The following is a 26,944-nucleotide window of genomic DNA, read 5'->3' as shown; positions in this document are numbered from 1 at the left end:
TCAGAGCCGGTTCAGAGCAGGTCGAGCGCCCGCGGAATGGCCAGCGACAGGTCCGGCCAGAAGGTGGTGATCAGCATCACCGGGAAGGCCACAAAGCCCATCAGCCCGAGCGCCGGCATCACCGCCTGCATGATCGGCGCGCGGGTGATCTTGCACGACAGGAAGAGCGTCGGCGCCACCGGCGGGCTGTTGGCCCCGATCACCACCGAACAGGCGACGATGGCGGCGAAATGCACCGGGTCGACCTGATTGGCGATCATCAGCGGCAGGAAGAGCGGCGCGATCACCACGGTGACCGAGACGTCATCCATCAGCGCGCCGGCCACGATCAGCACCAGATTGACCATCAAGAGCGCCGCGATGGGCGAGGTGACCACCGATTGGATCGCCTCGGTCAGGTCCTGCGGCACCCGCTCGAAGGCGAGGATGCGCGAGATCATGAACGAGAAGAGCAGGATCAGGATGATCGTGCCGGTGGTCTCGGCGGCCTGCACAAAGCTCGACCCGAGGCTGCGGAAGGTGAACTCGCGGTAGATGAGCCCGCCCACCAGTAGCGCCGTCACCGCTGCCACGGCCGCGGCCTCGGTCGGAGTGAAGATGCCGCCATAGATGCCGCCGAGAATGATCAGCGGCAGCGACAGCGCCGGCAGTGCCTTGAGCGTCACCCGGCCAAAGCCTTCGCGGCTGCCGGTCTCGGGCAGGTCGATCTCGTCAAAGGCGCGGCCCACCAGAAAGCGGTTGTAGAGCACGAGGCCGATGATCAGCAGGATCGCCGGGCCGATGGTCGCGGCAAAGCAGGCGGCGACCGATTGCCTTGTGACCACCGCAAAGAGGATCATGGTGATCGAGGGCGGGATCAGGATGCCCAAGAGCGACGAGATGCCCAAGAGCGCCGCGACCCGGCCGCGCGGATAGCCGCGCGCCACCAGCGGATCGGTCATGATCTGGCCGATCGAGGCGATGGCCGCCGTGGCGGTGCCGGCGATGGCGCCGAAGATCGCCGCCGAGAGCACCAGCGCCGTGCCCATGCCGCCGCGACCGGTGGCCATGCGCGACACGAAGGCGATGATGCGCTGGGCGATACCGCCCGATTGCATCAGATAGCCGGTCAGGATGAACAGCGGCAGCGCCACCAGCACCAGTGAGTTGAGCGAGCGGAAACCCTGCAACATCAGCGTGTTGAGGTTCACGTCATAGATGAAGGTGAGATAGGCCAGAACCCCGGCAAAGGACCAGGCGACCGGCAGGCCGATGCCCATCAGCGCGATGAGCAGCATCAGGGCGTAGAGTGCGTATAATCCGTCCATCAGCCCTGCCTCAGCCGTTTGAGCGCGCCGAGAATGTCGCGCAGCCCGTAACAAAAACACCCCACCGCCGCGAGGCCGATGGCCAGCTGCGGCACCCAGAGCGGGATCTGGAAGGCCGGGGTGGTCTGGGGGCGTTTCATGCCCCAGGTGAACATGTAATAGGCCCAGGTGATGAAGAAGAGCGTGATCACCACGGTGAGCACCGCGATCAGCAGATCATGCCAGGCCTTGCGGCGCGGGTCGGTGATCTGGCTCGCGACCCAGTCGACCGTCAGATGTTCGCGTTTGCGCGAGGCGATGACGGCCCCCACCATATAGAGCATGACGGCCGCGAGCATGATCAGCTCGTGCAGGCCGACGACAGAGATTTCCAGGACGTAGCGGGCGATGACGAGAAAGGCCATGAGCCCCACCACCACCGCCGAAGAAACCACCGCCAGCACGTTGAGCGTGCTGGCGATGATCGTTTCCATACGGGCGAATGCGCCGGTCATGTCAGAGCTTGGCCGCGTTGGCCCGCACGAGATCCATGATCTCCTTGCCGACACGCTCTTCCATCATGGGCCAGACTTCGGCGCGGACCTTGCGGGCCATCTCGTCGATCTGTTCCGGCGTCGGTTCGATATATTCCATACCGGCCTCTTTGGCCTTGTTGATATAGAACTGATCGCGTTCCTGCGCCTGAGCAAAGGCCTCTTCCATCACGGTGTTGGCGGCTTCGGCCACGACGGCCTGATGCTCTTCCGAGAGACCGGCCCAGGAGCCTTCGTTCATCGTCATCACGCCGGTGATGAACTGCATCTTGGTCTGGTTGTAGTAATCCAGCACATCGCGGAAATACTCGTAATCCCAGTAGATGATGTTGGCGCCGTCGCCATCAACCACGCCGGTTTGGATCGCGGTGAAGACTTCGGACCAGTCGATGGTTTCGGTCTGATAGCCGAGCGCCTGCACCGATTCCGCCATCGGGAACATGGCGGGGACGCGGATCTTGAGATCGGCGGCCTCTTCCGGGGTCATCGCGTATTTGTCACGCGAAGCGATGCCGTTAAAGCCTTCGGGCCAGGGGCCAAAGAAGCGCAGGCCGAGATCGGCGAAGACGCCGGTCAGGATCTCGTTGACCCAGCCGCCGGGTTTATAGGCGTCGAACGCCTCGTCCCAGCTGCGCACCATATAGGGGGTGAAGAGCACGCCGAGACGGTTGTCATAGGCGGTGATCGGCCAGTTGATCATCATGTCGAGATCGCCCGCGACCAGCAGGTCGAGCACTTCGGCCTGGCTGCCAAGCTCGTTCTGGTAGAACACATCGACCTGCACTTCGCCGCCGGTGCCTTCTTCGATCAGCGCCGCCCAACGGTCGAGCGCATCGCCCGAGGGCGAGCCTTTGGCGCCGGAATCGGTCGCCAGTTTGAGCTGGGTCTCGGCCCAGGCCGGTGCCCCTGCCAAGAGCGCGGCTGCCGCGCCGGCAGCCAGAAGATTTTTGAGAAACATAATGTCCCCTCCAAGGTGGTTCCGGTCCCCTCTGAACCGGAAACGAAGATTAATCCGGGCAGGTGGACATGACTGTCTAGTCTTGTCAATCGCGATTCCCGGCGTCGCGCATAGCCATGGCGGATGCGCGGGGGGGCATCTGATCCAAAAGCGGCGTTTCGCTGTAAAATCCGGCGCGTGCGATCAAGCCGGAGGCGGTGCGGAAACATTGACACCGGGGGTGGGGCGGGCAAGGTGGGGCCGTTCCAGCAGGTGAGGACAGTCTATGCCCGTCGATTTTACCCCTGATTCCCGGCCCGATCCCGCCGCCTCTGTGCTCGGCACCCGTTGGCTCTTGATTGCCGTCGGCGCGGTGGCGGGGCTCGCCCATTGGGCGGTGTTCGATCTGTTGACGGATCATCTCGCCTATGACCGGCTGGTGCTCGGGCTCGGGGTGGCGGTGGTGGTGTTTTTCGCGGCGCTGATGATGATGCTCGGCCCGGTGCGGCCGGGCCGCGCGATGGCCGGGGCCGGGGCGCTGGCGGCGGTTTGTGCCGCGCTCATGCTCTGGGCGAGCCTGCGCTTCGATCATGTGTCGGAGTTTCTCGACAGCGGTAAGCCACTGGTCGCGGTGGCCACGCTGGCGGTGATCGCGGCGCCGTTCATTGCGGCGCTGTTGCGCGAGCGGGGCGGCTGGCGGCATTATCAGCTGTTGTTCGACACCAGTTGGGAAAGCGTTCTGCGCTATGTGGCGGGGGGGCTTTTCACCGGGCTGGTCTGGGGGCTTTTGTACCTGTCGGACACGTTCCTCGGCCTCGTGGGGATCACCATCATCGACGATCTGATCGATCTCGATCCGATGCCGTGGTTGATCAGCGGCGTGGCGCTCGGGCTTGGCCTGTCGGTGTTCTACGAGCTGCGCGACTATATCTCGGCCGATCTCTTTGTGCAGCTGTTGCGGCTGTTGACGCCGCTGGTTCTCGGGGTGGTGGTGATTTTCATCCTGGCGCTGCCGTTTCGCGGGCTGTCGGGGCTGTTGGGCGGGCTGTCGCCGGCGGTGACGCTGGCGGGGGTGAGCCTCGCCGGTGTGGTGCTGGTCAGTGCGGCGGTGCATGGCGGGACGGCGGGCGAGGTGCAAAGCCCGGTGATGCGGCTGGCGGCGCGGGTGTTGAGCGGGGTGATCGCGGTGCCCGCGGTGCTGGCGGTCTATGCGGTGGCGGTGCGGATCGGGCAATACGGGCTGACCCCGGACCGGATCGCGGCGCTGGTGGCGGCGCTGGTGGTGCTGGGGTATGGGGCGAGCTATGCCGTGCTGGCGCTTTTGGGGCGCGACTGGATGGGGCGGCTGCGGCAGGCGAACCTCGCGCTGGCGGGGCTGGTGGTTCTGGTCTCGGCGCTGTGGCTGACGCCGCTCCTCAACCCCGAGCGGATGAGCGTCGCGAGCCAGCTCGACCGGGCGCGGGCCGGGGGGGCGGTGGAGGAGCTGCCACTGTGGGAGATGGCGCAGGACTGGGGCCGGGCCGGGACGGCGGGGCTGGCCGAGCTGCGCGCGCTGGAGACCCATCCGGAGCACGCGCGTCTCGTGGCGATGATCGAGCGCGCGGAAGCGACGCAATTCGAGTATGAATTCAGGCAGGAGTCTGAGGAGGCCAGTCAGGTCAGCCTGCATGAGATCGTGCCGCTGCGCCCGGTCGGGGTGCGGCTGCCCGAGGGCAGTCTCGACCGGGTTTCGATCTATGAACGCATGAGTTTGCGGGAGGGCTGTGCGCGCAAGTTCAGCGATGGCCAGCCGGGCTGTGTCCTTGTCGTGGCGGATTTTGATCCGAATGTGGAGGAGATCGAGGGGATCTTACTGTGGCGCTCGGGTTATAACTCCGTGCAGGTGCTCGGGCTGCGGATTTTTCCCGACGAAGGCAGCCATCGGGTCTCTGTCATCGGCAGCACCGCGACGCTGGAGGAAGAGGATATCCAGCGGGTGCTGAACGGCGAGTTTGAGATCGCACCGGTCAGCCGCAAGGCGCTTCGGATCGGCGATCAGGAGTTTTATCCTTACAATTGAACCTGTTTGCCACCCGTTAAGACCGCTCTGGCAGTCTGCCCCGGTGAGATAAGGGGCAGACGTTCAGGAGGCGGCGATGCACGGGCTGATCAATCGCGCGATAGAACGGTTCATTCGCGATACATACGGGCGCGATGTCTGGGCGTTGATCGTGGCGCGGGCGGGGCTTGGGTTTTCCGAGTTCGAGGCGATGCTCAGCTATGAGCCGGCGCTGACCTGTGATGTGCTGGCGGGGGCCGAGCAGGTGCTCGACCGGACGCGGGACACCATCCTCGAAGATATCGGGACCTATCTCGTGTCGCACCCAAAGCTCGACCCGTTGCGGCGGTTGCTGCGCTTTGGCGGGGTCGATTTTGTCGAGTTCCTGCAATCGCTTGATGAATTGCCCGGGCGGGCGCGGCTCGCCGTGCCGGATCTCGACATTCCCAATCTCGAGCTCAGCGCCCATGGCGGCAATATCTATCAGCTGCGCTGTGATGTGCCGACGGCGGCGGGGCCGGGGTTTGGGCATGTGCTCGTCGGGGTGCTGCGGGCGATGGCGGATGATTACGGCGCTCTGGTGGTGCTTGATCACGCGGGCGGCGGCAAGGATGTGGAGATTTTGCAAATCCAACTGTTGAGCGAGGCGTATAGCAGCGGGAAAATGTTCGATCTTGCCGCGGGGCAGGGGACATGAGCGGGGCGGCGGAGGGGCTCGCCGGGCTGCTCGATCAGCTCTGCCCGATGCATGCGCTGCTCGATGCCACGGGCCATATCGCCCATGCCGGGCCGACGCTGGCGCGGCTCTGCCCCAAGGAGGAAATGACCGGCGCGCGGTTTCTCGAGCTTTTCGAGCTGCGCCGCCCGGCGCGCAGCGCCACGATGGACGATCTGCGGGCACTGGCCGGGCGGGGCTTGCATCTCATGACACGGGGCGCGCCGCGGCTGCCGCTCAAGGCGGTGCTGACCCCCTTGCCGGAGGGCGGCACGCTCGGCCCATCGGGCGGGGCGCTCGTCAACATGTCCTTTGGCATCGCGGTGACCGAGGCGATCCGGCAACTCAACCTCACGGCGCGGGATTTCGCGGCGACGGATCTGACGGTCGAGATGCTCTATCTCATCGAGGCCAAGACGGCGGCGATGGAGGCGTCGCGATTGCTGAACCTGCGGCTGCAAGGGGCCAAGGCGGCGGCGGAGGAACAGGCCTTTACCGACACGCTCACGGGTCTCAAGAATCGCCGCGCGCTCGACCCGGTGCTGACACAGCTGATGGCGTCGGAGACGGATTTCGCGCTGGTGCAGCTCGATCTCGACTATTTCAAGGAGGTGAATGATCAGTTCGGCCATGCGGCGGGCGACCATGTGCTGCAGCTGGCAGCAAGGGCGATGCGGGCCGAGACCCGCAAGGAGGATGTGCTGCTGCGGGTGGGCGGCGATGAGTTCGTTCTCATCCTCAGCGGGGTGACCGATGCGGCGCGAGTGCGCGATATTGCCGAGCGGGTGATCGCCCGGCTCGAGGCCCCGATCGACTATGACGGACAGCCCTGCCAGATTTCGGCCAGCGCGGGCGGGGCGCTGTCGTGCCGCTATCCACACCCGCAAGCGGCGGAGGCGCGGATCATGGAGGATGCCGATATCGCGCTCTACGCGGCGAAGAGCGCGGGGCGCGGCTGTTTTCGCAATTTCGAACCGTCCATGCGGCAGGATCGCGAGGCGCGGCGGAGCTCGTAACTCGCGGATTTGGCCGGGGATTATCTGGGCCACCGGGCGGATAGACCGGAGAAAATGGAGGTGAGTCGCAAATGTGCAAGCTCTGTCGCCATGGTAAAAGCCCAGACGCGCGAATGCAGGCAGGTCTGGCCCCGGTAAGGACAGGCAAGCCGCCGCGCAGAGGGCTGCGCCGGGGGCTGTGACAGAGAGGGCGCCGCATGAGCGAGATTAAATCCTATTGGCAGAATTACATCGACGGCGCATGGGTCGATGGCGGCGCGGGGCGGGTTGAGGTGATCAACCCCGGCTCTGGCGCGGTGCTCGCCGAACAGGCGCTGGCCGATGCCGGTGATGTGGACCGCGCGGTGACGGCGGCGGAACGGGTGCATCTCTCGGGCGTGCTCACCGCGCTGCGGCCGGTGGAGCGGGGGCGCATGGTGCAGGCCATGGGGCGCTATCTGCTGGACCGGGTGGAGGAGATCGCGCCGATCCTGTCGCTGGAACAGGGCAAGCCGCTCTGGGAGGCGCGGATCGAGGTGGAAGGTGCGGCGCGCTATTTCGAATATTACGGCAATCAGGCCGAGACGGTCGAAGGCCGGTCGATCCCGCTGGGCGCGAATTATTTCGATTTCACCCATTACGAGCCCTTTGGCGTGTCGGCGCAGATCATCCCGTGGAACTACCCTCTCGAGATGACGGCGCGGTCGTTGTCGGCGGCGCTGGCCACCGGCAATACGGCGGTGATCAAGACGCCCGAGCTGACACCCCTCAGCAATGCCTATTTCGCCCATGCGGCCGAGGCGGTGGGCCTGCCCAAGGGGGCGGTCAATATCCTCTGTGGCTGGGGGCATGAGGCGGGGGCGGCGCTGTCGTCGCATCCCGGCGTGCGCCAGATCGTCTTCACCGGATCGGTGCGCACCGGCATCGCCATCGCCACGGCGGCGGCACAGAATGTGGTGCCCTGTGTGCTCGAGCTTGGCGGTAAATCCGGGGCGATTGTCTATGAGGATGCCGATCTCGAGGCGTTTGAGAATGACATCCGCTGGGGGATTTATTTCAACGCGGGCCAGGTCTGTAGCGCCATGAGCCGGGTGATCGTCCATGAAAGCCGCCGCGACGAGTTGATCGAGCGGGCGGTGAACGTGGCGAGATCGCTCTCGGTCGGGCCGGGGATCGAGCGCGGCGAGATGGGCCCGACGATGGGCGCCATGGTGAGCGAGGCGCAGCGGGATCGCGCCGCCGATATGGTGGCCGCGGCCGAGGGCCAAGGGGCGACGCTGGCCGCGGGCGGGCGCAAGATGAACATCCCCGGCGCGTTTCTCGAGCCGACGGTTCTCGGCGGGGTGACCCCGGAGATGAGTATCGCGCAGGAAGAGGTGTTTGGTCCCGTGCTTTCGGTGCTGAGCTTTCGCGACGAGGCCGAGGCCATCGCCATTGCCAACGGCACGCCCTATGGGCTGGTCGGCGGGGTGTTCACCCGCGATCTCGACCGGGCGACGCGGGCCGCGCAGAAGATCCGCGCCGGTCAGGTTTTCGTCAATGAATGGTTCGCCGGCGGGGTCGAAACACCCTTTGGCGGCTATGGCAAATCGGGCTATGGACGGGAGAAGGGCCGCGAGGCGCTGTGGAATTACGTCCAGACCAAGAACGTGGCGATCCGCGTCAGGTGACGGGCCGGACAGGGCAACAACAGGGCAACAAAGGATGAGGTTATGAGCGTTTTTGACGAGGATCTTTTCCTCAAGGGGTTGGAGCAGCGCAAGGGCACGCTTGGCGCGGAATATGTCGAAAAGAACCTGGCGGCGGCGGATGGGTTCACCCGGCCGTTCCAAGAGGCGATGACCGCGTGGTGCTGGGGCTTTGGCTGGGGCGATGAGGTGATCGAGCCGAAGACGCGCAGTATGATGAACCTGGCCATGCTGGGTGCGCTGGGCAAGCTGCATGAATGGGAAACGCATTGCCGCGGGGCGCTCAACAACGGGGTGAGCCGCGACGAGATCCGCGCCATCGTGCATGTGATCGCGATCTATTGCGGGGTGCCGCAGGGGCTCGAATGTTTCCGGGTGGCGCGCAAGGTTCTGGAAGAGGCGGGCGAGATCTAGGGCGAAATCCTGAAGGGATTTCGGGCGGCTTTCTTTGCAAGAAAGCCGTCACCGGATCGGATCGAAGAGCGCGTCTTGCAAGCTGCAGTCGCGGATCACGTCGCGCCCGCAAGGCACCGGATCGAGCGATTTCGACAGGCAGATGCGGGCCTCCTGGATGCGGCCCGCGCGGCAGGTGATGGTGATCATGTCGCGCTCAAGTGACGGATTTGCCTTGAGAAACGCCTCTTCGACCACATGGGCGGGCAGGCGCACCGGGTCCTTGAGCTTGCGAAACACCTCGGGGCGGGTGACGCTGTCATAGGCCTCGCGTGACAGGGCGAAATAGGCCGGGGCCGAGAGGCCCGAGCAGCGCCCGTGTTTCTTCCATTGATACCAGGCGAGACCGGGATTGCCCATGATGTCCGCCATGTCGCGGGTCAGGGCGCGGGATGGCGGGCGTTCGGCGCTTTGGCAATAGCTCGGCCAGCCGCGATGATATTGCGGCCACAGACCATGCAGCACCCAGCCGGTGTCGGCGCTGTCCTCGCATTGCTCGGAGCGCCGCGCATCGCCTTCGAGCGCGCACCATGTCGGCGACCAGCTCAGCGCCAGAACGTAGTAATCAAAGGCGCCGGGGCGGTCGCCCTCGGCGGCGGCCAGAGGGGCGGCCAGAGGGAGGACCAAGGTGGCGGAGAAAAGCCAGATCAGAAGGGTGCGCATGATTTCCGCTTTCATTTCGTCTTGCCTGCGACTATATACGCGCCAAGTTCCCCGACAACGGAAACCGTCCCAATCCCGGGACAGCCTTTCCAGGCGACGGGAGAGATTTGTTTAGGAGATGCGAGAGATGGCAAAACCGCTCATGGCAAAGGCCACAGCCGTCTGGCTGGTGGACAACACCACGATCAGCTTTAAGCAGATTGCCGATTTCGTTGGCATGCACGAGCTGGAAATTCAGGGCATCGCCGATGGCGATGTGGCGCAGGGCGTCAAAGGGTTCGACCCGGTCGCCAACAGCCAGCTGACCCAGGACGAGATCGACGAGGCGGAAAAGAACCCGCTGCACAAGCTCAAGCTCAAGCACAACCCGGCGGCTGTCGGTGAGGAAAAGCGGCGCGGCCCGCGCTATACGCCCCTCTCCAAGCGGCAGGACCGGCCCAACGCGATCCTGTGGCTGGTGAAGTTCCACCCCGAGCTGGCCGATGCGCAAATCGCCAAGCTGGTGGGCACGACCAAGCCGACGATCCAGACGATCCGCGAGCGCACCCATTGGAACATCGCGAATATGCAGCCGATCGACCCGGTGGCTCTGGGCCTGTGTAAACAGTCCGAGCTGGACGCGGCCGTGCAGAAAGCCGCCGCCAAAAAGGCCAAGGACGGCGAGACGATGAGCGATGACGAGCGTCGCAAGCTGCTGTCGACCGAGCAGAGCCTGTCGATGGATCTCGAGCCCAAAATGCCCACGGCAATTGAAGGGCTTGAGACCTTCACGCTCAGCGAAAGCCATGATGACGAGGACGACAAGAGCCGCGATCATGTGCCGGATGCGGACAGTTTCTTCAACCTGCCGGACAGCAGCGATGATGAGGAGGAGGACGACCGCTAAGCCGCGTCATCCCTTAGGAAATAAAGCCCCGGCGCCGCATGTGCGGGCCGGGGTTTTTCGTGCCGGATGCCCTGTCGGTATCGCGTCGGCACTGCGACAGTAAAGCGACGGTGCGGCCTTCACGCCGCGACGAGCGGGAGAAATTTACCCAAGGGGTAGAAAACCTGTTGCGCGAATCTGAAAACGCCTTATATGCGCCGTCAGACGCCAACGCGCGCGCCTCTGGCCGGCCCTTCTGGGCATGAGTTTAAGTAGCGACGGTAACGTTTCCTTTTTGTGATCCACGCCCGGGATTGGGCAGGTCTATTCTGGAGATGACCATGACCGCTACCATGAATGGCGCCTTTGGCGCCGGCGAAGCCATCCGAATCGACGCAGCAGCAGCCCATATCGCTGTGACCCGGTTTGACCGTCCGACGCTTGTCGTCGACCGTGGTCGTATCGCGCAGCAATATGACGCCCTGGCCGAAGGTCTGGGTGAGGCGCGCATTCACTATGCGGTCAAGGCAAACCCGGCCCCGGAAATCATCGCCATGCTGGTGCAGCGCGGCGCGCGGTTCGACGCGGCGAGCCGTGGCGAGATCGAGCTCTGCCTGTCGCAGGGCGCCAAGGGGTCGGATATTTCCTTTGGCAACACGGTCAAACGTCCCTCGGACATCGCCTTTGCCCAATCGGTGGGGGTCGAGCTTTTCTCGGCTGACAGCGACGCCGAGCTGGAAAAGATTGCCCAGCACGCGCCGGGCGCCAAGGTCTATCTGCGGGTGATCGTCGAGAACGAGAATGCCGACTGGCCGCTGAGCCGCAAGTTCGGCTGTGCGCCGGGCGCGATGGCCGAGCTGATGGATTATGCGCGCGGTCTCGACGTGGATATCGTGGGCCTGTCCTTCCATGTCGGAAGCCAGACCAAGGAAGCGCGTCACTGGCTGCCGGTGCTCGATCAGGTGGCCGAGCTGTGGCATGCCGCCCGTGCCGCCGGTCATGACATGCGTGTGCTGAACCTCGGGGGCGGCTTCCCGGCCCATTACGACCAGAGCGTGCAGGGCCCGCAGGCCTATGCCGCCGAGGTGATGGAGGCGGTGCGCGCGCGGTTCGGTCAGCCCGAGTATGTGATGGCAGAGCCGGGGCGTGGCCTTGTCGCCGAAGCCGGGCATATCGCCGCCGAAGTGATGCTTGTCTCGCGCAAGTCGCCGGACGATCTGCACCGCTGGGTCTATCTCGACATCGGCATGTTCTCGGGTCTCGCGGAATGCGCGGGCGAGGCGATCCGCTATAAGATCGACACGCTGCGCGATGGCGAGGAAACCGGGCCCTGTGTTCTGGCCGGTCCGTCCTGTGACAGTGCCGATATTCTCTATGAGAAACGGCCCATCCAGCTGCCGCTCTCGCTGCAATCGGGGGATCGGGTGATGATCCGCAACTGTGGCGCCTACACCAGCAGCTATTCCTCTGTGGGCTTCAACGGGTTTCCGCCGCTCGAGGTCGTGGTTCTCTGAGCCACCGACCCGCGCGGGAAAGGGCCGTCTGCCACGGGAGGGGCAGGCGGCTTTACCTCTTTTGGGGGTAAGGCTAGCGGCCTAGAAGGCCTTGCGCGCCGAGAGCGCGGCGGTGATCGTGCCATCGTCGAGATAGTCGAGCTCGCCGCCGATGGGCACGCCCTTGGCGAGCGAGGTGAGCGTCACCCGGTCCTCGATCTGATCAGCGATGTAATGGGCGGTGGTCTGACCGTCTACGGTGGCGTTGAGCGCGAGGATCACCTCGGTGATGTTCTCCTCGGCGAGACGCGCGACGAGGCCGGGAATGCGCAGCTCGTCCGGGCCCACCTGATCGAGCGCCGAGAGCGTGCCGCCGAGCACATGGTAGCGCCCCTTGAAGGCGCCGGCGCGTTCCATCGCCCAGAGATCGGCCACATCTTCGACCACGCAGAGAAGCCCGGTGGCGCGGCGGTCATCGCGGCAGATGTCGCAGATGTCGGTGGTGCCGACATTGCCGCAGCGGTCGCATTCGCGGGCGGTGGCGGCGACGATCTGCATCAGATCGGCGAGCGGGCGCAGCTTGTGCTCGCGCTTGCGGATGAGATGCAGCACGGCGCGGCGGGCCGAGCGCGGCCCGAGGCCGGGCAGCTTGGCCATCATGTCGATCAGCGCGTCGATATCCTTGGTGCTGCTCATCTGCGCAAGCCTTTGCAGGGGTGGGTCGGGCCGTTTTACCCTATCGCGGGGAGGAGATGAACCGGGGATTTGGCCGAAGAAGTGCCCGGTTGTCTCGCGCCGGTCCTGCCTGTGCTGGGCCCGGTCCGGCGCGTCGAAACGCGGCACGGTGACGCGGGGCGCGCGTGCTACATCCCTGAAAACAAAGGGTTTCGGCGCGGGCGCGCGCAGGGCGCGACCTTTGGTGCCATCGGGCTGCGGCGCGTGCTGTGGCAACGTCTGGGCAACAGGTCCGCCGCGGATGATCTGCGGGGGATGTACGGAAGCAGCCGCAGGAGCGTATCATGCCCATGTACCCCAGTCATGTCGGGGCGGCCCATTTGGCCGCAACCGCCGGTACCCGAGCCCTTCGCAGGCGGGGCAGTATTTTGTGTAGAGCCGCACGGGTGACGCGTGGCGACGAGGAGAGCAGAGATGTTTGACGGAGCTTCCGCGGAGCTGCTGGCGCGGTTTCAATTCGCCTTTACCGTATCTTTTCACATCATTTTCCCGGCCTTTTCCATCGGGCTTGCCAGCTATCTGGCGGTGCTCAACGGGCTCTGGCTTCGGACCCGGGACGAGACCTATCTGCGGCTCTTCACCTATTGGAAAAAGATCTTTGCCGTGGCCTTTGGCATGGGCGTCGTGTCGGGCATCGTGATGTCCTATCAATTCGGCACCAATTGGTCGGTGTTCTCCGACAAGGCCGGGCCGGTGATCGGGCCGCTGATGGCCTATGAGGTGCTGTCGGCCTTTTTCCTCGAGGCGGGGTTTCTGGGCATCATGCTCTTTGGCCGCGAGCGGGTGGGTGACAAGCTCCATATGCTGGCGACCTTCATGGTGGCCTTTGGCACGTTGATGTCGGCCACCTGGATCCTGTCGGTCAACAGCTGGATGCAGACGCCGGCGGGCTATGGCATGAATGAGGTGGGCCAGTTCATCCCCGAGGATTGGTGGAAGGTGGTGTTCAACCCGTCCTTCCCCTATCGGCTGGTGCATATGGTGCTGGCGGCGTACCTGACCACGGCCTTTGTCGTGGCGGCGGTGGGGGCGCTGCATCTTTTGCGCGACCGCAGCGATGCCGAGGCGCGGCGGATGTTTTCCATGGCGATGTGGATGGCGGTGATCGTGACGCCCTTGCAGATCCTCGCGGGGGATCAGCACGGGCTCAACACGCTCGAACATCAGCCGGTCAAGGTGATGGCGATGGAGGGGCATTTCGACAGCCATGATCATGGCGCGCCGCTCATCCTCTTTGGCATCCCCAATGTGGAGGAGAAGCGCATTGATTACGCGGTGGAAATCCCCAAGCTCAGCTCGCTCATCCTCAAGCATGATCTGAACGCGCCGCTGGCCGGGCTCGACACCGTGCCCGATGATGAAGAGCCGCCCATTGCGATTGTCTTCTGGAGCTTTCGGGTGATGGTCGGCCTCGGCTTTGCCATGCTCGGGGTCGGGCTCTGGGCGCTGTGGCGGCGGGCGCGGGGGCGGCTCTATGAGGATCGCTGGCTGCACCGGGCGGCGCTGATGATGGGGCCGAGCGGCTTTGTCGCGGTGCTGGCGGGCTGGGTGACGACGGAGGTCGGGCGGCAGCCCTGGACGGTCTATGGGCTGTTGCGCACCTCGGATTCGATTGCGCCGGTGGAAGCGCCGGCGGTGGCCGCGTCGCTCATCGCCTTTGTGGTGGTCTATTTCTTCGTCTTCGGGGCGGGCACCTATTACATCCTGCGGATGATGAACAAACCGGCCGCGACGCGGCATCTCGGTCTGCGCGACGGGCCGGTGCGGGCCGCCGGGATCACCCCAACCCAGCAGGTGTCCCATGACACCTCGGTTCTGGATTAAGGAGCAGCGACATGGAATTCGATCTTGCGTTCATCTGGGCCGGTCTCATCGCCTTTTCGGTGCTCACCTATGTCATTCTCGATGGGTTTGACCTTGGGCTTGGCATCCTCTTTCCCTTTGCCAAGAGCGACCGGGACCGCGATGTGATGATGAATTCGGTGGCGCCGGTCTGGGATGGCAACGAGACCTGGCTGGTGCTCGGGGGCGGGGGGCTTTTCGCCGTGTTTCCCTTGGCTTATGCGATCATCATGCCGGCGCTTTATATGCCGATCATCCTCATGCTGCTGGCGCTGGTGTTTCGCGGCGTGTCCTTTGAATACCGCTGGCGCACGACGCGCTGGCGCAAGGTCTGGGACGCGGCATTCTTTGGCGGCTCGACCATCGCGGCCTTCTGTCAGGGGATCGCGCTCGGGGCGTTGGTGCAGGGGATCGAGGTCAGCGAACGCGCCTATGCGGGCGGCTGGTTCGATTGGCTGACACCGTTTTCGATCCTCACCGGTGTGGCGGTGGTGGTGGGCTATGCGCTCTTGGGGGCGGCCTGGCTGGTGATGAAGACGGCGGGCGAGGTGCAGGCGCAGATGCGCGGCTTTGCCGTCTATCTCGGGGCGGCGACGCTTGGCCTCATCGGGGTGGTGAGCCTGATGACGCCGTTTCAGGACCCGGTCTATCTGCAACGCTGGTTCAACCTGCCCGGAAGCCTCTGGACCATGGTGGTGCCGCTGCTGATGCTGGTGCTGACATGGCGGTTCTTTGCCTCGCTCAAGGCCGAGAAGGATCACGAGCCGTTCTTTGCGGCGCTGGGGATTTTCGTGGTGAGTTTCATCGGCATCGGGATCAGTTTCTACCCGATGATGGTGCCGCCGAGCGTCACCATCTGGCAGGCCGCCGCGCCGGATGTGAGCCTTGGCTTTGCCCTTGTGGGGGCGGTGGTTCTGGTGCCGCTGATCCTTGGCTATACCGCCTATGCCTATTGGGTGTTTCGCGGCAAGGTCGACCCGGAAGAGGGCTATCACTGATGGGCGCGCGGCTGCGCAAGGGGGCGTGGTTCGTGGCGCTCTGGCTGGCGGGGGTCGCGGCGGTGGGGCTCTTGGCCTTTGTGATCAAGCTCTTTCTCTGAGCACCTGAACGGCGCGCAAGAAAAAGGCCGGGGCCGCGAGGGGCGCCCGGCCTTCATCCTGTCGGATCAGGCGATTAGAAGGGGAGCTTCATGTCCTTGGGCAGGCCCATGCCTTCGGTCAGCTTGCCCATTTCCTCCTGCGCCTTGTCGCTGGCCTTGCCCTGCGCGTCCTTGATCGCGGCGAGGATCAGGTCTTCGACCACTTCCTTGTCATCGGTGTTGAAAATCGACGGGTCGATGTCGAGCGATTTGAGCTCGCCCTTGCAGGTGGCGACGGCCTTGACCAGACCGGCACCGCTTTCGCCGGTGACGGTCATGCTGTGCATTTCTTCCTGCAGATTGGCCATTTTCTGCTGCATTTCCTGGGCGGCCTTCATCATCTTGGCCATATCGCCCATCTGGCCCAATCCCTTGAACATGTGCTGTCTCCGCTGGTTTTGCTGAATTGCGTGCTTGGGCTCTAGATACGGGTCCGCGCCGCCCGGGACAAGGGCGGGGCGTACCGGGCGCTGCGATGCGCGGATCGTGGCATGGGCGGCTCAGTCGTCTTCGAACGGATCCCATTCCTCGTCGACCTCGGGGAGGGCGTCGGCCTGCACCTCTTGGGCGATGGCGTCGGGGGTGCGGATGTCGAGGATCTTGGCGCTTGGGAAATTGGCGATAACCGCCTGAACCAGCGCGTGTTTCTTGGCCTCAGCCTCGAGCGCGAGCCGGGCGGCGTCGCGTTTCTCGGCGATGGTTTCATCGCCGCCCTCGGCGACCACGGTCACCGCCCAGCGGTTGCCGGTCCAGCGTTGCAGGGCGGAGCCGAGTTTCTGGGCGAGATCGGGGGCGGCGTCTTCGGTGGGGGCGAATTCGATCCGGCCGGGGCGGTAGGCGGCGAGGCGGAGGCAGTTTTCCACCTCGACCAGCAGTTTCACATCGCGGTTGGCGCGGATGAGTTCGATCACATGCTCGAAACTCGGGTAGCGGGAGAGGGCCTGATCGGCGGCGAGCGCGGTGGCGGTCTGGGCGCCGCCAGAGCCGGAGCCCGAACCAGAACCCGAGCCGGAGGCGGTGGGCGCATAGCCGGATCCGCCTGTCGGCATGGCGTCGGTATCCTGTCGGTAAGACGACGGTGCGCCGGAGGAGGCCTGAGCGCTGCCCTGAGTGCTGCCCTGAGCGCTGCCCTGAGTGCCGCCAGAGGGCGCGCCTGCGCCGGGGCCATTGGGGCCGGGGCCAGAATTGGGACCGGGTGCCGGGGGCTGTGGCGTCGATTGCAGTTTGCGCAGCAGGTCCTCGGGGCTTGGCAGATCGGCGACATGGGTGAGCCGGATCACCGCCATTTCGGCAGCCATCATCGTGTTGGGCGCGGCGGCGACCTCTTCGAGCGCCTTGAGCAGCATCTGCCACATCCGGGTCAGCACCCGCATCGGCAGCGCCTCGGCCATCTGCTGACCGCGGGCGCGTTCATCGGGGCCGATGGTCGGGTCTTCGGCGGCCTCGGGGGTGATCTTGACCACCGACACCCAATGGGTGACCTCGGCCAGATCGCGCAGCACCGCCAGCGGGTCGGCCCCGTCGGCATATTGCGTGCTGATCTCGGTGAGCGCGCCGGCGGCGTCGCCCTTGAGGATCAGATCGAAGAGATCGAGCACCCGGCCCCGGTCGGCGAGGCCGAGCATGGCGCGCACCTGTTCGGCGGTGGTTTCGCCGGCCCCATGCGAGATCGCCTGATCGAGAAGCGAGGTGGCGTCGCGGGCAGAGCCTTCGGCGGCGCGGGTGATCAGCGCCAGCGCGTCGTCGGAAATCTGGGCAGTCTCGGAATCGGCGATGCGGCGCAGCAGGGCGATCATCACCTCGGGTTCGATGCGGCGCAGATCGAAGCGTTGACAGCGCGACAGAACGGTGACCGGCACCTTGCGGATCTCGGTGGTGGCGAAGATGAATTTCACATGTTCGGGCGGCTCTTCGAGCGTTTTGAGCAGCGCGTTGAAGGCGCTGGTCGAGAGCATGTGAACTTCGTCGATGATGTAGATCTTGTAGCGGGCCGAGGCGGCGCGATAGGCGACGCTGTCGATGATTTCACGGATGTCGCCGACCCCGGTGCGCGAGGCGGCGTCCATTTCGAGCACATCGACATGGCGGCCTTCCATGATGGCGGTGCAATGTTCGCATTGGCCGCAAGGCTCGGTCGTCGGGCCGCCATTGCCGTCGGGGCCGATGCAGTTCATCCCCTTGGCGATGATCCGCGCGGTGGTGGTTTTGCCGGTGCCGCGGATGCCCGTCATGATAAAGGCCTGCGCGATGCGGTCCGCCTGAAACGCGTTTTTCAGGGTGCGCACCATGGCGTCCTGGCCGACGAGATCGGCAAAGGTTTCGGGCCGGTATTTCCGGGCGAGGACCTGATAGGCGCCGCTGGCGGTATCCTGCATGAAGATGTCCTGACGGGATTCGTGAATGGATCGCCCCCCAAGTTAAGACCTGCGCGGCGGTTGGTCCATGGGGGTCTCGGTCGGGACGCAGGACGGGGAGCTGGGCGGGGGGCTGGCCTGTGAGCTGGCGGGGGCGGTCAGAGCCCCCAGAGCACCGCGCCGGTGGCCAGTGTCGCCACCGTCATCACCGAGGTGATCAGGGTGAAATTCTTGGTCGGCATCGAACAGGCGTCGTTTTCCGACAGCCGGTCGAGCGTCTTATGCGCTTGCCGTCGTGCCGCCCAGAAGATCACGATGGCGGTGAGCAAAAAGAGCGTCGCCACGAGTTTCGCGGCCCAGGTGGGATCGAAATCGCCGAACACCGCCTTGAGCGCGATGGCCACGCCGACCGAGCCGAGCCCGGTGCCCATCCAGGAATTGAACGTGCGCTCATTGGCCATGATGGTGCGATCCTCGGCCCAGTTGGTGCGCAAGGTGGCCTTGTCCGTGTTGGAGATGTCGTCGTCGCGGGCCATGATCCGATGCCTTGTGAGGTGCCGTAGATAATGGCGCGTTTGCGCGCGGGGTCCAGAGGCGGGGCGCGCAGGGCGGTTTGACCGGGGCGCGGGTTGCCCCATCTTTTGGTTGGTGATGGGCCCGCGCGGGCGTATCGTGACGGCGTATCTCTGTCAGACCTTGGGGGGTCACATGCGTTTGAGAAATATCCGGGGCAGCCGGAATATCGAGGATCGCCGCCGCAGCGGGGGCGGCGCCAAGGCCGGGATCGGCGGTGTCGGTCTTCTGGTGGTGCTCGCCATCGGCTATTTCGCGGGGATCGATGTGACGCCGCTCTTGCAGGGGCAGGACCCTTACGCCCAGAGCCAATCGGGGCGCGCGCCGACGGCGGAAGAGGAACGCGCGGCCGAGTTCACCTCGAAGGTGCTGGCCACCACCGAGGAGGTCTGGGCCGATCTCTTTCGCGAGCAGCTTGGCCAAGAGTATCGCCCGCCGGTTCTGGTGCTCTATTCCGGGGTGACGCAGAGCCCCTGTGGCGGCGCCTCGGGGGCGACCGGGCCGTTCTATTGCCCGGCGGATCGCAAGGCCTATCTCGACACGGCGTTTTTCGCCACGCTGGCGCAGCGGCTCGGGGCGGGGGGCGATTTTGCCGCCGCCTATGTGATCGCCCATGAGGTGGCGCATCATGTGCAAAACGAGCTTGGCATTCTGGGGCAGGTCAATGAGGCGCGGCAAGCCAGTGGCGAAGCGCGGGCCAATGCGCTCACCGTGCGGCTCGAACTGCAGGCCGATTGCCTGAGCGGGGTCTGGGCGCAGGCGGTGGGCGGGCTGCTGGAGCCCGGCGATATCGACGAGGCGCTGAATGCGGCGCGGATGATCGGCGATGATCATTTGCAGCGCAGCGCCGGGCGGGTGCCGCAGCCCCATACCTTTACCCATGGCACGTCCGAGCAGCGGTCGGGCTGGTTCACCAAGGGCTATCGCAGTGGCCGGATGCAGGCCTGCGACACGTTCGGGGCCGATCGGCTCTGACCCGGCGATGAGCGTGGTCATCAAGGCGTTGCAGGTGGCGGGCGGGATCGTCGCGATCTGCCCCTGTCCCGGCGGCGACGGCGAGTTCGACGCCGATATGGCGCATATCCGCGACTGGAAGCCGGCGCTGGTGATCAGCCTGACGCCAAGCGCGGAAATGGCGGCGCTGGGCTGTGCCGATCTGGGCGCGCGGTTCGTCGAACAGGGCGCGCGCTGGCTGCATTTTCCGATCGAGGATTACGGCGTGCCCGGCGAGATCGACACCAAGACCTGGGGCGAGATCGAGGCGCGGGCGCTGGCGGCGCTGCGCGGCGGCGGGCGGGTGCTCATCCATTGCCGCGCCGGGCGGGGCCGGTCGGGGATGATCGCGCTGCGGCTGATGATCGCGGGGGGCGAGCGGCCGGTGGCGGCACTCAAGCGGTTGCGGGCGGTGCAGCCCGAGGCGGTCGAGACGCCGGGGCAGATGAACTGGGCCACGGGTAAGCACGGTTAACCGCGATTTTACCGGAATCAGCCATCCTGGGAGCCACTGGAATGGAGGCACCCATGCGGATCAACTTGAGAATGTTCAGCCTGCTCTTGCTGCTCTCGCTGCCGGTGGTGGCGCTGGCCGCCATCTGGGAGGCGGGCCGACCGGAGGTGGCCTATCGCGGCTGGTCCTCTCCGTGAGCGATGGACCGGCCCCGGCGCGGCGCGCCGGGCGGCGATAGGGCCGATGGGGGCCGTTTGTCGCGGCTTTGCCCCCCGCCTACCGGGCAGAACCGGGCGGAACCGGGCGAAAGCCCCTCGCACGGCGCGGATGTCTCGCCTATAACTCCGGCGAGACATTTGGGGAGTCGTCATCATGTCAGGGGAATTGTCGCCCATCGATCAGGCCAAATTCGTCGCCGCGAAGAAGGCGGTGGAATATGTCGAGGACGGCATGCGCGTCGGGCTCGGCACTGGCAGCACGGCGGCCTGGATGGTGCGGTGCCTTGGCGAAATGGTGCGCGAGGACGGGCTGCGCATCAAGGGCGTGCCGACCTCGACCCGGACCGCCGCGCTGGCGCAGGAGCTGGGCATCGACGTGGTCAGCCTCGACGAGGCCAAATGGCTCGACCTGACGATTGACGGGGCGGATGAGTTCGATGGCGAGCTGAACCTGATCAAGGGCGGCGGCGGCGCGCTGTTGCAAGAAAAGATCGTGGCCACCGCCAGCGACCAGATGATCGTGATCGCCGATGTCGGCAAGGAGGTCGAAAGCCTCGGGCATTTCCCGCTGCCCATCGAAGTGATCCCCTTTGGCTGGCAGACGACCCGGGCGCTGGTCGAGGAAATGCTGGTCTCGATGGATGTGCTGGGCCGCGACGTGACGCTGCGGATGAGCGGCGACCGGCCCTATGTGACCGATGAGGGCAATCACATTCTCGACCTGCACCTGGGCCGGATCGGCAACCCGCGGCAATTGTCGATGGTGCTCAATCAAGTGCCGGGGGTCGTTGAAAACGGGCTATTCATTGATATCTGTGACATTGTCTGCGTGGGCTATGGCGATGGCCGCGTGGAAGTGCGGGACATCAATGACGGCACGGTGCGCCAGGACCGGCTCGATTTCGTGGAAAGCGACAATCTGTTCTCGGACCTGTCGGACTGAGCCCGCGCCGGTTGGCGTGCCTTGGCAAAGCGGCTAGGGTCCGGATGAGACAAGCGACTGCGCCGGGCCGAGGGGCCGGGCCTTGGGAGGAAGATGATGAGTTTCGACTATGACCTGTTCGTGATCGGTGGCGGTTCGGGCGGTGTGCGCGCGGCGCGCGTGGCGGCCCAGACCGGGGCCAAGGTCGCGCTGGCCGAAGAAGACCGCTATGGCGGCACCTGCGTCATCCGCGGCTGTGTCCCGAAAAAGCTCATGGTCTATGCGAGCGAATTTCCCGGCGCGATCAAACAGGCGGCAGAATATGGCTGGACCGTCCATGCCGGCGGCTTTGACTGGGGCGCGTTCCGCAGCAAGCTTCATGCCGAGCTGGACCGGCTCGAGGGCGTCTATCGCAAGATCCTCGGCTCGAACGGGGTCGAGACCTATGATGTGCGCGCCACGGTCAAGGATGCCCATACGGTGCGGCTTTCGACCGGTGAGGAAAAGACCGCCAAGCATATTCTGGTGGCGACCGGCGGGCGGCCCGTCAAACCGGATATGCCCGGCGCCGAACATGGCATCACCAGCAACGACATTTTCCATCTCGAAGAGCTGCCGAAATCGATCCTGATCATCGGCGGCGGCTATATCGCCTGCGAATTTGCCGGTATTCTCAACGGGATGGGCGTGCAGGTCACGCAGTATTATCGCGGTGCGCAGGTGCTGCGCGGCTTTGACGACGAGGCGCGCGGGCTGGTGGCCGAAGAGATGATCCGGGGCGGCGTCGATCTGCATCTCGGCACCAATATCCTCGAGCTGGAGCCGCGCGATGGCGGCATCTGGACCAAGGCCACCAATGGCAGCGAGAAGATTTTTGACAAGGTGCTTTTCGCCACCGGGCGGGCGCCCAACACCGAGGGGCTCGGCCTCGAGGAGCTTGGGGTCGAGCTTGGCCGGGGGGGCGAGGTGAAGGTCGATGAGTATAGCCAGACCGCGGTGCCGTCGATCTATGCGATCGGCGATGTGACCGACCGGGTGAACCTCACGCCGGTGGCGATCCGCGAGGGCATGGCCTTTGTCGAGACCGTGTTCAAGGGCAACCCGACGCCGGTCGATCACGAGCTCATCCCGACCGCGATCTTCACCCAGCCCGAGATGGGCACCGTGGGGCTCAGCGAGGAAGAGGCGCGTGAGAAAGAAGAGATCGAAGTCTATGCGACCTCGTTCAAACCGATGCGCGAGAGCTTTGCCGGGCAAGAGGAACGCGTGCTCATGAAGCTCATCGTGAGCCGTGCCAATCGCAAGGTTCTCGGCTGTCACATCGTGGCACCGGGGGCGGGCGAGCTGATCCAGATGGTCGGGATCGCCGTCAAGATGGGCGCGACCAAGGAAGATTTCGACCGGACCGTGGCGGTGCATCCGACCATGTCCGAGGAACTGGTGACCATGAAGGAACCCGTGCGCCGCGCTTGATTTTCGCGCGGTCATATACAGGTATGAAGAGCGCCCGGGACAGCGTAGAGCAGGGCGAGTGGATGAAAAAGGAAGGTTTTTGATGGCTGGACATTCTGGCGGCCCATGGGGCGGCGGACAATCGGGCGGCGGTGGCAACCGCGGCAACAACGGCGGAGGCGGCGGCAACAATGGCGGCGGCCGCAAGCCCCCTGAAGGTGGCGGGTTGCCCGAGATCGACGATCTGGTTCGCAAGGGTCAGGATCAGCTGCGCGTCCTCATGGGCGGCAAAGGCGGCGGCAATGGCACGCGCGGCCCCCGGGGCGGCGCAGGCGGCCCCGGCTTTTCGCGCGGCACCGTGGGCCTTGGTGTTCTGGCGGTGATCGGGCTCTGGGCCTTTTCCAGCTTTTACACGGTGAAACCCGAAGAGCAGGGCGTCGAGCTCTTCCTCGGGGAATACAGCAACACGACCGGTCCCGGTCTCAACTTTGCGCCTTGGCCCCTGGTCACCGCAGAGGTGATCGCGGTGACCCGCGAGCAGAGCGAAAACATTGGCGTCGGCCCGCGCGGCAGCGAAGCCAATCTGATGCTCACCGGCGACGAGAACATCGTCGAGATCGATTTCCAGGTGGTCTGGAACATCAACGACCCGGCGAAATACCTGTTCAACCTGCAGGATCCGCAGGCGACGATCCGCGCGGTGAGCGAAAGCGCCATGCGCGAGATCATCGCGCAATCCGAGCTGGCCCCGATCCTCAACCGGGACCGTGAATCGATTGCCGACCGGCTGCAGGATCTGATCCAGCTGACGCTCGACAGCTATGACAGCGGTGTGAGCATCATCCGGGTCAACTTTGACAAGGCGGACCCGCCGGAGCAGGTGATCGACGCCTTCCGCGACGTTCAGGCCGCGGCGCAGGAGCGTGACCGTCTCGAGAAACAGGCCGATGCCTATGCGGCGAAGGTTTTGGCCGAGGCGCGCGGTGAAGCGGCGCAGACGCTCGAGGTGGCCGAGGGCTATCGCGCCCGTGTGGTCAACGAGGCCGAGGGTGAGGCGAGCCGGTTCTCGGCGGTTCTGGGCGAATATGAGAAGGCCCCGAACGTGACCCGCAAGCGTCTCTATCTCGAAGCGATGGAAGATGTTCTCGGCGGGATGGACAAGATTATCCTGGACGAAACATCGGAGGGGGGCAGCGGTGTCGTGCCTTATCTGCCCCTGAACGAGCTGCGTCGCTCGGGAGGTGAATGAGATGAGCAAGTTGAAGTATCTTTTCCCGATCCTCGTGATCGTCATCATCGGTGCCCTATCCTCGATCTTTATCGTGGACGAGCGTGAAAAAGTTCTCGTCATGCAGTTTGGTAAGGTGGTCAAGGTCAAGGAAGACCCCGGTCTCGGCTTTAAGATCCCGCTGGTGCAGGAGCTGGTGCGCTATGACGACCGTATCCTGAGCCGCGATGTCGGGCCTCTCGAGGTGACGCCGCTCGACGATCGTCGTCTGGTGGTCGATGCCTTTGCCCGCTACCGGATCCGCGATGTGCAGACCTTCCGTCAGGCGGTCGGTGCCGGGGGCATTCCGCTCGCCGAGCAGCGGCTCGATTCCATCCTGCGCGCCAAGACGCGGGAAATCCTCGGGTCGGTCAGCTCGAACGATATTCTGAGCACGGACCGGGCGGCTCTCATGCTGCGGATTCGTAACGTGGCCATTCGGGACGCGCAGGCGCTCGGGGTCGAGATCATCGACGTGCGGCTCAAGCGGACCGACCTGCCGCGCGAGAACCTCGAAGCGACCTTTGCCCGGATGCGGGCCGAGCGCGAACGCGAAGCCGCGGACGAGGTGGCGCGCGGTAACGAGGCGGCGCAGCGGGTGCGTGCCCAGGCCGACCGGACCCAGGTCGAGATCGTGTCGGACGCCAAGCGTCAGGCCGAGATCATCCAGGGTGAGGCCGATGCCAAGCGCAACGCCATCTTTGCCGAGGCCTTTGGCGCGGATGAAGAATTCTTTGAATTCTACCGTTCGCTCAATGCCTATCGCGAGGCGCTCAAGGGCGAGAACTCGACCATGGTTCTGTCGCCGGACAGCGAGTTCTTTAACTACTTCAAGAGCGACAGCCCCCGGCAATGATCGGGGTTGCCGCACTTGCCCTCGGGCTTGTCTTATTGGTGGAGGGGCTGGCCTATGCGCTGGCCCCTTCGCTTATTGAGCGGATGTTGGTGGTGTTGCGGCAACTGCCGATTGACCAGCGGCGTCTGATGGGGTTGGCTGCGATGGCGCTGGGGCTTGTTCTGATCTGGCTCGGCAAGAGCCTCGGGGCGTGAGCCCGGCGGTTCTGTGGGGCCAGGGCGCACAACCGGCGCGGTTTTGCCGAGGCGTGGGCTTCACAGCGTCGTGACTGGACCATTGTGACTTTGTTATCTTTGGATGACACCCTACATAGAGACGAGAGACATCGGCCGGAGACGGATCGGAGACCGATCTTCGGCAAGATGAGCTGGCAGTTTTCAAGAGGAGGAAAGCGTGAGAGCCCTTGCCCTAACCGCGAAACATGAAACGACGAGCGCCATGCGCGCCCTGTGGTTCTGGGCTGTCGCCCTGGCCCTGGTGCTGGCACAGACCCTCGCGGCGCAGGCCCGCCCCGAGAGCTTTGCCGATCTGGCCCAGAAGGTCAGCCCGGCGGTGGTCAATATCACCACCTCGACCGTGGTCGCCGCGAATACCGACACGCTTCCCATGGTGCCCGAAGGCTCGCCCTTTGAGGATTTCTTTCGCGAGTTCCGGGATCGCAATGGCGGCGAAGATCAGCCGCGCCGGACCTCGGCGCTGGGCTCGGGCTTTGTCATCAGCGAGGACGGGTTCATCGTCACCAACAACCATGTGATCGAGAGCGCCGATGAGATCATCATCGAGTTCTACGAGGGCGGCGAGCTCAAGGCCGAGGTGATCGGCACCGACCCCAAGACCGATATTGCACTGCTCAAGGTCACGGCGGATGGGCCGCTGCCTTTTGTCAGCTTTGGCGACAGTGACACGGCGCGGGTTGGCGATTGGGTGATGGCCATGGGCAACCCTCTCGGCCAGGGATTCTCGGTCTCGGCCGGGATCGTTTCGGCCCGCAATCGCGCGCTGAGCGGCACCTATGACGACTATATTCAGACCGATGCCGCGATCAACCGGGGCAACTCGGGCGGGCCGCTGTTCAACATGAGCGGCGAGGTTGTCGGCGTGAACACCGCGATCCTGAGCCCCAATGGCGGCTCGATCGGGATCGGCTTTTCGATGGCGTCGAATGTGGTGACCCGCGTGGTCGAACAACTCAAGGAGTTCGGCGAGACCCGCCGTGGCTGGCTTGGGGTGCGCATTCAGGACGTGACCGAGGATGTGGCTGAGGCGATCGGGCTTGAACAGGCGCGCGGCGCGCTGGTCACCGATGTGCCGGAAGGCCCGGCGATGGACGGCGGCATGAAATCCGGCGACGTGATCCTGAGCTTTGACGGCAAGGATGTCGAAGACACCCGCGGTCTCGTCCGGCGCGTTGGCAATGCCGAGGTCGGCAAGGCGGTGCGCGTCGTGGTGTTCCGCGACGGCAAGACGACGACACTCAAGGTGACGCTGGGCCGTCGTGAAGAGGCCGAGGGCACCGTGCCCGCCGCGCAGACGCAAGATGCCGAAGATCCCGCCCCGGTGGAGCGCGATGTTCTGGGTCTGACGCTCAGCGAGATGAGCGATGAGCTGCGTCAGCAACTGGATCTCAAGCCCGAGGCCAATGGTCTCGTGGTACGTGATGTCGATCCCGAGAGCGAGGCCTATGAAAAGGGTCTCCGGGGCGGCGATGTGATCACCGAAGCCGGCCAGCAGAGCCTGGCCACGGTCGAAGATTTCGAAACCCGTATCGAAGACGCGAAAGAGGCGGGGCGCAAATCGCTGCTGCTTCTGGTGCGTCGGTCCGGCGAGCCGCGTTTCGTGGCCTTGTCGCTGGACGACGAGTAACGGTCGAGGGGCAGCGGCTTTACAAGCCAGCAACGGGGAAGGCGTCGCGCGAGCGGCGCCTTTTTCGCGTCAGTGTCCCGTAGCTTCGCATGGATAGGCGCGGGCGGCAAAACAGCCGGGCGCGGCATTGTGCAGATCGACAAAGGCGATGTCGGGCCGGGCGAGCAGCGCGGTCAGGATCGGCCCGCAATCGCCGCCCTGGGCGAGCTCTGCCGCCTGCATCATGCCCGCCTCGTCAAAGCCGCGCAGCGACAGCATCCGGCAGGAGAGCGCCGGGGGGATGTCGCCCGGGGCGGGGCGGGCCTCGGGCGCGGTTTCGCGCAGGTAGATCGCGTGGCGCGCCGCATAGGGCGAGGCGATGTCGAGATGCTGATAGTTCAGCAAGAGCAGCGTTTCACCGGCGCGCGCGTCCTCGAGGCTGATCCGGCAGGGGTAGCCATGATCGGCCTCGGCGGTGACGCGGTGGATGGCGCGTTTCGCCAGCGCGGCGTCGGTGAGGGCGAAGAGCGGCGCAAAGCGGGCGCGGGGCAGGGCGGTGATCTGAAAGGACTGAAAGGACATGGGCGGGGCTCCTATGGCGGTCGCACGGC

28 protein-coding genes are annotated in these 26,944 nt (G+C 65.0%); 19 read left to right on the top strand and 9 right to left on the bottom strand.

Annotated features, from left to right (window positions below; genetic code table 11):
• Positions 1-11 precede the first annotated feature (11 nt).
• From WA237_RS09455 to dctP, 3 genes are read right to left on the bottom strand one after another with little or no spacing between them, the layout of a single operon-like run.
• Positions 12-1,307 carry a TRAP transporter large permease gene (locus WA237_RS09455; RefSeq protein ID WP_336097504.1) on the bottom strand — a complete coding sequence of 432 codons (1,296 nt, stop codon included), beginning with the start codon at positions 1,305-1,307 and terminating at the stop codon, positions 12-14.
• On the bottom strand, positions 1,307-1,801 hold the full coding sequence (locus WA237_RS09450; RefSeq protein WP_156783375.1) for a TRAP transporter small permease: 495 nt from the start codon (positions 1,799-1,801) through the stop codon (positions 1,307-1,309). Before WA237_RS09450 ends, WA237_RS09455 begins: the two co-directional genes overlap by 1 nt.
• 1 nt (position 1,802) lies before the next feature.
• Positions 1,803-2,798 carry a TRAP transporter substrate-binding protein DctP gene (gene dctP, locus WA237_RS09445; protein ID WP_009814416.1) on the bottom strand — a complete coding sequence of 332 codons (996 nt, stop codon included), beginning with the start codon at positions 2,796-2,798 and terminating at the stop codon, positions 1,803-1,805.
• A gap of 265 nt (positions 2,799-3,063) precedes the next feature.
• Between dctP and WA237_RS09440 the strand changes: the two genes are divergently transcribed.
• From WA237_RS09440 to WA237_RS09420, 5 genes are all read left to right on the top strand, one after another.
• Positions 3,064-4,836 carry a DUF4153 domain-containing protein gene (locus WA237_RS09440; RefSeq protein WP_336097503.1) on the top strand — a complete coding sequence of 591 codons (1,773 nt, stop codon included), beginning with the start codon at positions 3,064-3,066 and terminating at the stop codon, positions 4,834-4,836.
• A 76-nt stretch (positions 4,837-4,912) separates the two neighbouring features.
• On the top strand, positions 4,913-5,512 hold the full coding sequence (locus tag WA237_RS09435) for a heme NO-binding domain-containing protein (RefSeq protein WP_009814418.1): 600 nt from the start codon (positions 4,913-4,915) through the stop codon (positions 5,510-5,512).
• Positions 5,509-6,546, top strand: a complete 1,038-nt coding sequence (locus tag WA237_RS09430; RefSeq protein WP_336097502.1) for a diguanylate cyclase domain-containing protein — start codon at positions 5,509-5,511, stop codon at positions 6,544-6,546. Before WA237_RS09435 ends, WA237_RS09430 begins: the two co-directional genes overlap by 4 nt.
• A gap of 197 nt (positions 6,547-6,743) precedes the next feature.
• Positions 6,744-8,195 (top strand): aldehyde dehydrogenase family protein, encoded by a 1,452-nt coding sequence (locus tag WA237_RS09425; RefSeq protein WP_336097501.1) that lies wholly within the window; start codon positions 6,744-6,746, stop codon positions 8,193-8,195.
• A 42-nt stretch (positions 8,196-8,237) separates the two neighbouring features.
• Positions 8,238-8,627: a carboxymuconolactone decarboxylase family protein gene (locus WA237_RS09420; RefSeq protein ID WP_009814421.1), complete on the top strand. Its 390-nt coding sequence runs from the start codon at positions 8,238-8,240 to the stop codon at positions 8,625-8,627.
• Positions 8,628-8,675: 48 nt separating this feature from the next.
• Here WA237_RS09420 and WA237_RS09415 read toward each other — a convergent pair whose 3' ends face one another.
• On the bottom strand, positions 8,676-9,329 hold the full coding sequence (locus tag WA237_RS09415; protein WP_336097500.1) for a ribonuclease T2: 654 nt from the start codon (positions 9,327-9,329) through the stop codon (positions 8,676-8,678).
• Between the two features lie 127 nt (positions 9,330-9,456).
• On the opposite strand from WA237_RS09415, the gene WA237_RS09410 reads away from it, so the two are divergent.
• Both WA237_RS09410 and WA237_RS09405 read left to right on the top strand, forming a co-directional pair.
• On the top strand, positions 9,457-10,215 hold the full coding sequence (locus WA237_RS09410) for a DUF1013 domain-containing protein (protein ID WP_336097499.1): 759 nt from the start codon (positions 9,457-9,459) through the stop codon (positions 10,213-10,215).
• A gap of 314 nt (positions 10,216-10,529) precedes the next feature.
• A complete protein-coding gene (locus WA237_RS09405; RefSeq protein ID WP_009814424.1) occupies positions 10,530-11,708 on the top strand; it encodes a type III PLP-dependent enzyme in 1,179 nt (392 codons plus the stop codon).
• 81 nt (positions 11,709-11,789) lie between these two features.
• Here WA237_RS09405 and recR read toward each other — a convergent pair whose 3' ends face one another.
• Complete coding sequence (gene recR / locus WA237_RS09400) at positions 11,790-12,383, bottom strand: recombination mediator RecR (protein WP_009814425.1); 594 nt, start codon at positions 12,381-12,383, stop codon at positions 11,790-11,792.
• A gap of 453 nt (positions 12,384-12,836) precedes the next feature.
• Between recR and WA237_RS09395 the strand changes: the two genes are divergently transcribed.
• From WA237_RS09395 to WA237_RS09385, 3 genes are read left to right on the top strand one after another with little or no spacing between them, the layout of a single operon-like run.
• Entirely contained in the window at positions 12,837-14,246 is a 1,410-nt protein-coding gene (locus WA237_RS09395; protein ID WP_009814426.1) for a cytochrome ubiquinol oxidase subunit I, read from the top strand.
• A gap of 11 nt (positions 14,247-14,257) precedes the next feature.
• Entirely contained in the window at positions 14,258-15,262 is a 1,005-nt protein-coding gene (gene cydB, locus WA237_RS09390) for a cytochrome d ubiquinol oxidase subunit II (protein ID WP_336097498.1), read from the top strand.
• Positions 15,262-15,363, top strand: a complete 102-nt coding sequence (locus WA237_RS09385; RefSeq protein WP_336097497.1) for a DUF2474 domain-containing protein — start codon at positions 15,262-15,264, stop codon at positions 15,361-15,363. The genes cydB and WA237_RS09385 overlap by 1 nt, the downstream gene beginning before the upstream one ends.
• 74 nt (positions 15,364-15,437) lie before the next feature.
• Here WA237_RS09385 and WA237_RS09380 read toward each other — a convergent pair whose 3' ends face one another.
• The 3 genes from WA237_RS09380 to WA237_RS09370 all read right to left on the bottom strand — a co-directional run bounded on the left by WA237_RS09380 (position 15,438) and on the right by WA237_RS09370 (position 18,292).
• Positions 15,438-15,782 (bottom strand): YbaB/EbfC family nucleoid-associated protein, encoded by a 345-nt coding sequence (locus tag WA237_RS09380; protein ID WP_009814429.1) that lies wholly within the window; start codon positions 15,780-15,782, stop codon positions 15,438-15,440.
• 120 nt (positions 15,783-15,902) lie between these two features.
• A complete protein-coding gene (locus tag WA237_RS09375) occupies positions 15,903-17,777 on the bottom strand; it encodes a DNA polymerase III subunit gamma/tau (protein WP_336097495.1) in 1,875 nt (624 codons plus the stop codon).
• Between the two features lie 137 nt (positions 17,778-17,914).
• Positions 17,915-18,292, bottom strand: coding sequence for a DUF202 domain-containing protein (locus WA237_RS09370; protein ID WP_336097494.1), 378 nt, complete (start codon positions 18,290-18,292; stop codon positions 17,915-17,917).
• Between the two features lie 172 nt (positions 18,293-18,464).
• Between WA237_RS09370 and ypfJ the strand changes: the two genes are divergently transcribed.
• The 9 genes from ypfJ (at position 18,465) to WA237_RS09325 (ending at position 26,354) form a co-directional block, all read left to right on the top strand.
• Positions 18,465-19,304, top strand: a complete 840-nt coding sequence (ypfJ, locus tag WA237_RS09365) for a KPN_02809 family neutral zinc metallopeptidase (RefSeq protein ID WP_336097493.1) — start codon at positions 18,465-18,467, stop codon at positions 19,302-19,304.
• A gap of 7 nt (positions 19,305-19,311) precedes the next feature.
• Positions 19,312-19,797 (top strand): phosphatase domain-containing protein, encoded by a 486-nt coding sequence (locus WA237_RS09360; protein ID WP_336097492.1) that lies wholly within the window; start codon positions 19,312-19,314, stop codon positions 19,795-19,797.
• Between the two features lie 53 nt (positions 19,798-19,850).
• Positions 19,851-19,973 (top strand): hypothetical protein, encoded by a 123-nt coding sequence (locus WA237_RS09355; RefSeq protein ID WP_336097491.1) that lies wholly within the window; start codon positions 19,851-19,853, stop codon positions 19,971-19,973.
• A gap of 175 nt (positions 19,974-20,148) precedes the next feature.
• Positions 20,149-20,937, top strand: coding sequence for a ribose-5-phosphate isomerase RpiA (rpiA, locus tag WA237_RS09350; protein ID WP_009814435.1), 789 nt, complete (start codon positions 20,149-20,151; stop codon positions 20,935-20,937).
• 96 nt (positions 20,938-21,033) lie between these two features.
• Positions 21,034-22,389 carry a glutathione-disulfide reductase gene (gor, locus tag WA237_RS09345; RefSeq protein ID WP_336097490.1) on the top strand — a complete coding sequence of 452 codons (1,356 nt, stop codon included), beginning with the start codon at positions 21,034-21,036 and terminating at the stop codon, positions 22,387-22,389.
• An 82-nt stretch (positions 22,390-22,471) separates the two neighbouring features.
• Complete coding sequence (gene hflK / locus WA237_RS09340; RefSeq protein ID WP_009814437.1) at positions 22,472-23,617, top strand: FtsH protease activity modulator HflK; 1,146 nt, start codon at positions 22,472-22,474, stop codon at positions 23,615-23,617.
• 1 nt (position 23,618) lies between these two features.
• Positions 23,619-24,491 (top strand): protease modulator HflC, encoded by an 873-nt coding sequence (gene hflC, locus WA237_RS09335; protein ID WP_336097489.1) that lies wholly within the window; start codon positions 23,619-23,621, stop codon positions 24,489-24,491.
• Positions 24,488-24,685, top strand: coding sequence for a DUF2065 family protein (locus WA237_RS09330; protein ID WP_009814439.1), 198 nt, complete (start codon positions 24,488-24,490; stop codon positions 24,683-24,685). Before hflC ends, WA237_RS09330 begins: the two co-directional genes overlap by 4 nt.
• 244 nt (positions 24,686-24,929) lie before the next feature.
• Positions 24,930-26,354, top strand: coding sequence for a DegQ family serine endoprotease (locus WA237_RS09325; protein WP_009814440.1), 1,425 nt, complete (start codon positions 24,930-24,932; stop codon positions 26,352-26,354).
• Between the two features lie 69 nt (positions 26,355-26,423).
• On the opposite strand, the gene WA237_RS09320 is transcribed toward WA237_RS09325, so the two are convergent.
• Positions 26,424-26,915: a DUF1203 domain-containing protein gene (locus tag WA237_RS09320; protein ID WP_336097488.1), complete on the bottom strand. Its 492-nt coding sequence runs from the start codon at positions 26,913-26,915 to the stop codon at positions 26,424-26,426.
• Positions 26,916-26,944 lie beyond the last annotated feature (29 nt).

The organism is Roseovarius sp. CH_XMU1461 (assembly GCF_037027165.1).
Taxonomy (GTDB): domain Bacteria; phylum Pseudomonadota; class Alphaproteobacteria; order Rhodobacterales; family Rhodobacteraceae; genus Roseovarius; species Roseovarius nubinhibens.
Note: the sequence above shows the minus strand (reverse complement) of the source record. Positions and strands in the feature narration are given on the sequence as shown.